Source organism: Achromobacter sp. Marseille-Q0513 (assembly GCF_018195695.1).
Classification (GTDB): domain Bacteria; phylum Pseudomonadota; class Gammaproteobacteria; order Burkholderiales; family Burkholderiaceae_B; genus Achromobacter.
In genome coordinates, this window is the sequence record NZ_JAGTJY010000290.1 from 1 (window position 1) to 4,716 (window position 4,716).

The window sequence follows — 4,716 nt, forward strand, 5'->3', positions numbered from 1 at the left end:
CCGCCGGGACCGCGCGCCGGAGCCGCGCCTGGTGGCGCGGCCACGGTGCATCAGTTGTCGAAGCCGACCTTGTCGACCAGCTCGCTGGCCTGCTTGCGATGCTTGGCGATTTCGGTCAGGGGCAGCGGGTCGATCTTGAGCTCGCCGAAGCTGGCGATCACGGGGTCGAGCTTCACGCCCTTGCGCACCGGGTATTCATAGTTGGCCTGGGCATACAGCGCCTGGGCGGACTCGGACACCAGGTAATCCAGCAGTTTAATGGCGTTGGCCTTGTTGGGCGCATGCGCGGCCACGGCGGCGCCGCTGACGTTGACGTGCGTGCCGCCGCTCTTGGCGTTGGCGAAGGTCGGGCGGATGACCTTGATGGCGTCGCCCCACTTACGGGCGTCGGTGCCGGCTTCGGCGTTCTTCATGTGACCCACGTAGTAAGCGTTGGCCAGGCCGATGTCGCAGATGCCGCCCAGGATGTCGCGCGCCACGTCGCGGTCGCCGCCGGCGGCCTTGCGGGCCAGGTTGGCCTTCACGCCGCGCAGCCATTTCTCGGTGGCCTCGGCGCCGTCGTGCGCGATCATGGAGGCGACCATCGCGGTGTTGTAGGGGTGCTGGCCGGAGCGGATGCAGACCTTGCCCTTCCACTTGGGATCGGCCAGGTCTTCATAGCGGAAGGATTCCAGCTTCAGGTCCTTTTCGACGTACAGCACGCGGTCGCGCAGCGACAGGGCGTACCACTTGCCATCGGCGCCGCGCAGGTTGGCGGGGATGACGGATTCCAGCGTCTCGGACTTGACCGACTGGGTCACGCCGCCATCGACCAGGTCCAGCAGGTTGCCGATGTCCACGGTCATCAGCACGTCGGCGGGCGACTTGGCGCCTTCGGCCTTGACGCGCTCGAGCAGGCCGTCCTTGACGAAGACGGTGTTGACCTTGATGCCGCTTTCCTTGGTGAAGGCGTCCAGCAGCGGCTGGATCAGCTTGGGCTCGCGGGTGGTGTAGAGGCTGACTTCCTCGGCGGCCTGGGCCTGCACGGCGAAGGCGGCGGCGCCGGCCAGGGCCAGGACGCGCAGCAGGGAATTCAGTTGGGGACGCTTGGACATGAACAACTCCGGCAAGAGGACGCGGGAAGGGCTGCCTTCCTGCGGGTGGTGCCAGCGGCCTGGACGCATGCCGGGGCCGCATAACGAAAATGATTATCAAATGGAAGTGCGACGATACCAGGAAGATTTCCGGCGTTCAACTACGCGTAAGGAGGTGTGACCCGTGCTTGATCCCCATCAATACGGCATAAGCGTATTACGGAATAATGAGAGCAATTATCATCGAGACCCTGTAGAATAGGGACAACCCTAATGCCGACCACCGCCTATTCACTCTTGCCAGTTTTTGAGTGCGGCTCGGAAACCATCCTCGCGGAGCGCGGACGGGCCGCAAGCCCGGCAACGCCGAACCGCCCATAATTGATACGACATGGCTGCTTTCAATACTGAGCGCGTGCTGAGCGTGCACCACTGGAACGACACCCTGTTTTCCTTCACCACCACGCGTGACGCGGCCTTGCGGTTCCACAACGGCCACTTCGTCATGATCGGCCTGGAAGTCGAAGGCAAGCCGCTGCTGCGGGCCTACAGCATCGCCAGCGCGAACTACGAGGAAAACCTCGAATTCCTGAGCATCAAGGTGCAGAACGGCCCGCTGACGTCGCGGCTGCAGCACCTGAAGGAAGGCGACACCATCCTGGTCAGCCGCAAGCCCGTCGGCACGCTGGTGGTCGACGACCTCAAGCCCGGCAAGCACCTGTTCCTGTTCGGCACCGGCACCGGCCTAGCGCCCTTCATGAGCATCATCAAGGACCCGGACGTCTACGAACGCTTCGACAAGGTCATCCTGGTCCACGGCGTGCGCTGGGTCAGCGAGCTGGCCTATGCCGACTTCATCGGCAACGAGCTGCCCAACAACGAGTTCTTCGGCGAGATCGTGCGCGACAAGCTGGTCTATTACCCGACCGTCACGCGTGAACCTTTCCGCAACCAGGGCCGTATCACCGAGCTGCTGGAAAACGGCAAGCTCTGCCAGGACATCGGCATTCCCCAGATCAACCCCGAGACCGACCGCGCCATGATCTGCGGCAGCCCGCATATGCTGGCCGACATCAGCGCCATGCTGGACGCGCGCGGCTTCACCGTATCCCCGGGCGTGGGCCAACCGGGCGACTACGTGGTGGAACGCGCGTTCGTCGACAAATAAGTCGCCGCGCCGATCCCGCCGCAGGGCGTGCTCGCGGAACTACAAAAAGCCCATCGCATGCGATGGGCTTTTTGCTGGGCGCTGCGCGCGTTTGCGCGTCGCGCTCACTCGGGCTGAATCCCCGCCTTCTTGATGATATCGCCCCATTTCGCCGCTTCCGCCTGCTGGAAGCGGGCCAGCTCTTCGGGCGTGGAGTTGGCCGGATCGGTGCCCGTCTGCGCATAGAACTGCTTGGCCGGCGCGCTTTGCGTGGCTTTGACCAGCAGCTCATTCAGGCGCTTGGCCACGTCCGGCGGCGTGCCTGCCGGCGCGTAGGCCGCGAACCAATAGCCCATTTCATAGCCCGGCACGCCGGCTTCTGCGATGGTCGGTACGTCGGGCGCCAGCGGCGAGCGGGCCAGTCCCGTGACGCCCAGGGCGCGCAGCTTGCCGGACTTGACCTGGGGCAGCCCGGTGGCGGTGTCGGTGATCATCATGTCGATCTGGCCGCCCAGCAGGTCCGTTACGGCCAGCGGATTGCTCTTGTAAGGTACGTGCAGCAGCTGCACATCGGCCATCTGCTGCAGCAGCTCGCCGGCGATGCGGCTGCTGGAGCTGCCGCTGCCGAAGCTGAGCTTGCCGGGCGACTGGCGCGCCTGGGCAAGGAAGTCGCCGACGCTCTTGGCCGCCGAATTCGGATTGACCACCATGATCTGGCCGCCTTTGCCCAGCAGCGTCAGCGGCACGTAGTCCTCCACGGGCCGGTAGGTCAGCGTCTTGTACAGATGCTGGTTGGCCGCATGCGTGGTGTTGGTGGTGATGAGCACGGTGTAGCCGTCCGGCGCGGCGCGCGCGGCGGCGGCCGCGCCGATCATGGCGCTGGCGCCCGGCTTGTTCTCGATCACCACGGCCTGGCCGGTCTGTTCCGTGACGCCTTGGCCGATGGCGCGACCGATCTGGTCGGTGGCGCTGCCGGCCGCGAAGGGCACGATGAAGGTAATGGGCTTGGCGGGGAAGGACTGGGCCGAGGCGGCCAGGGGCAGGGCGGCCGCCAGCAGCAGGGCGAGCCGAGTCCGGAGGGGCGTGAGCATCGTGTGTCTCCTGTATGTGTTTTTGTAGGGTGGATCAGGCGGCCGCTGGGCGGTCGCCGGGTATGTCGGGCAGACGGGCCGCCAGCGCGGGGCTGACCTGCACCGTCATGTCCAGCAATCGGAAAGACAGGCTCTTGCCGTGGGCGTCCAGGTTGAGCGCGTCGTTGACGCCGCCATCCAGCGCGTTTTCCAGCACGAAGTTCATCGCGTGCAGGCTGGGCAGCAGATAGCGGATCACGCGGCGCGGATGGCGGCTGGCGAACCAGGCCGCCACGCGGTCTTCGCTGACCTGGGCGGCCAGGACCGCGTAGCATTCCGGATCCCAGGCGATCAGGCTCAGGTTCGAGATGTCGCCCTTGTCGCCCGAACGGCCGTGGCCGAGGCGGTACAGGGGCACGCTGACGAGGTCGGCGCTCATTGCGGGATCTCCTCCAGGAAGCGCCAGCCGGCGCGCACCGCGTCGCGCGGGATGGTGCAGGACATCATGTTCAGGCGCGGCCGCAGGGCGGTGCGCACGCCGCCGCCGCCGGCCGGGCCGCAGGTGTAGAGCGCGGTCACTTCGCGCAGCAGCCGTTCGGCCTGGGCGCGGTCGGCGTGCGTCGCGGCCAGGCGCAGGCGCACGTCGCGCGCCCGGCCTTCTGGCAGGCCGGCCAGCATGTCGCCGCCGTCGTCGCCCAGCACGCTGACCACGCCGATGAGATCGGCGCGCAGCCGCAGCGCCGGACCCAGGCGCCGGCGCACGATGTCGGCTGCTTGCCGGGCACGCGCTTCGGCCTGCACGCCGGCGTAGGAGATCTCCGCCTCGGCCAGCCAGCCGCCGCGATAGCAGACGTTGACCTTCAGTTCGTCCGGGCGGGCATGGCCGGTGACGCCTTGCACCGCGACGCGGTCGGCGCCCAACTCGACCACGCGGGCCTGGCTCAGGTCGGCGGTCACGTCGGGGGTCAGATAGCGGGCGGGATCGTGCACTTCGTACAGCAGCTGTTCCTTGGCCGTGCGGGCATCGACCATGCCGCCGGTGCCGTCGGCCTTGCCGATGACGAACTCGCCATCGGACTGGATTTCGGCAATGGGGAAGCCGGCTTCGTGCAGGCCGGGCACGTCCTTCAGGCCCGGCACGCTGAAGTAGCCGCCGGTGACCTGCAGGCCGCATTCCAGCATGTGGCCGGCGATGGTGGCGCGTCCCAGGCGCGGCCAGTCGGTCGCGTCCCAGCCGAAATGGGCCAGCGCCGGCCCCAGCGTCAACGAAGGGTCTGCCACGCGGCCGGCGACCACGATCTGCGCGCCCGCGACCAGCGCCTGGGCGATCTCGGCCGCGCCCAGATAGGCGGTGGCGCTGACCACGTCCAGACCGTCCAGCGCGGCGCCCAGCCGTTGGCGCAGCAGGTCGCGTTGCTCGGGCGCG

5 protein-coding genes are annotated in these 4,716 nt (G+C 67.3%); 1 reads left to right on the forward strand and 4 read right to left on the reverse strand.

Features of this window, described 5'->3' with window-relative positions; genetic code table 11:
- Positions 1 to 50 precede the first annotated feature (50 nt).
- A complete protein-coding gene (locus tag KDH83_RS29580) occupies positions 51 to 1,094 on the reverse strand; it encodes a Fe(3+) ABC transporter substrate-binding protein (protein ID WP_212322376.1) in 1,044 nt (347 codons plus the stop codon).
- A 370-nt stretch (positions 1,095 to 1,464) separates the two neighbouring features.
- On the opposite strand from KDH83_RS29580, the gene KDH83_RS29585 reads away from it, so the two are divergent.
- Positions 1,465 to 2,241, forward strand: a complete 777-nt coding sequence (locus tag KDH83_RS29585; protein ID WP_103274508.1) for a ferredoxin--NADP reductase — start codon at positions 1,465 to 1,467, stop codon at positions 2,239 to 2,241.
- Positions 2,242 to 2,345: 104 nt separating this feature from the next.
- Here KDH83_RS29585 and KDH83_RS29590 read toward each other — a convergent pair whose 3' ends face one another.
- From KDH83_RS29590 to KDH83_RS29600, 3 genes are all read right to left on the reverse strand, one after another.
- Positions 2,346 to 3,311, reverse strand: coding sequence for a tripartite tricarboxylate transporter substrate binding protein (locus KDH83_RS29590; protein ID WP_212322377.1), 966 nt, complete (start codon positions 3,309 to 3,311; stop codon positions 2,346 to 2,348).
- A gap of 34 nt (positions 3,312 to 3,345) precedes the next feature.
- The gene (locus KDH83_RS29595) at positions 3,346 to 3,729 is read right to left on the reverse strand and encodes a hypothetical protein (RefSeq protein WP_212322378.1); all 384 of its coding nucleotides are present in this window, start codon (positions 3,727 to 3,729) and stop codon (positions 3,346 to 3,348) included.
- A partial coding sequence (locus tag KDH83_RS29600; RefSeq protein ID WP_212322379.1) for an acyclic terpene utilization AtuA family protein occupies positions 3,726 to 4,716 on the reverse strand: 991 nt, incomplete at its 5' end. The genes KDH83_RS29595 and KDH83_RS29600, both read right to left, overlap by 4 nt.

Bases quoted from the DNA above. Each gene is read 5' to 3' on its own strand.
- KDH83_RS29580 (WP_212322376.1), bottom strand. From the start codon at position 1,094: ATGTCCAAGCGTCCCCAACTGAATTCCCTGCTGCGCGTCCTGGCCCTG.
- KDH83_RS29585 (WP_103274508.1), top strand. From the start codon at position 1,465: ATGGCTGCTTTCAATACTGAGCGCGTGCTGAGCGTGCACCACTGGAAC.
- KDH83_RS29590 (WP_212322377.1), bottom strand. From the start codon at position 3,311: ATGCTCACGCCCCTCCGGACTCGGCTCGCCCTGCTGCTGGCGGCCGCC.
- KDH83_RS29595 (WP_212322378.1), bottom strand. From the start codon at position 3,729: ATGAGCGCCGACCTCGTCAGCGTGCCCCTGTACCGCCTCGGCCACGGC.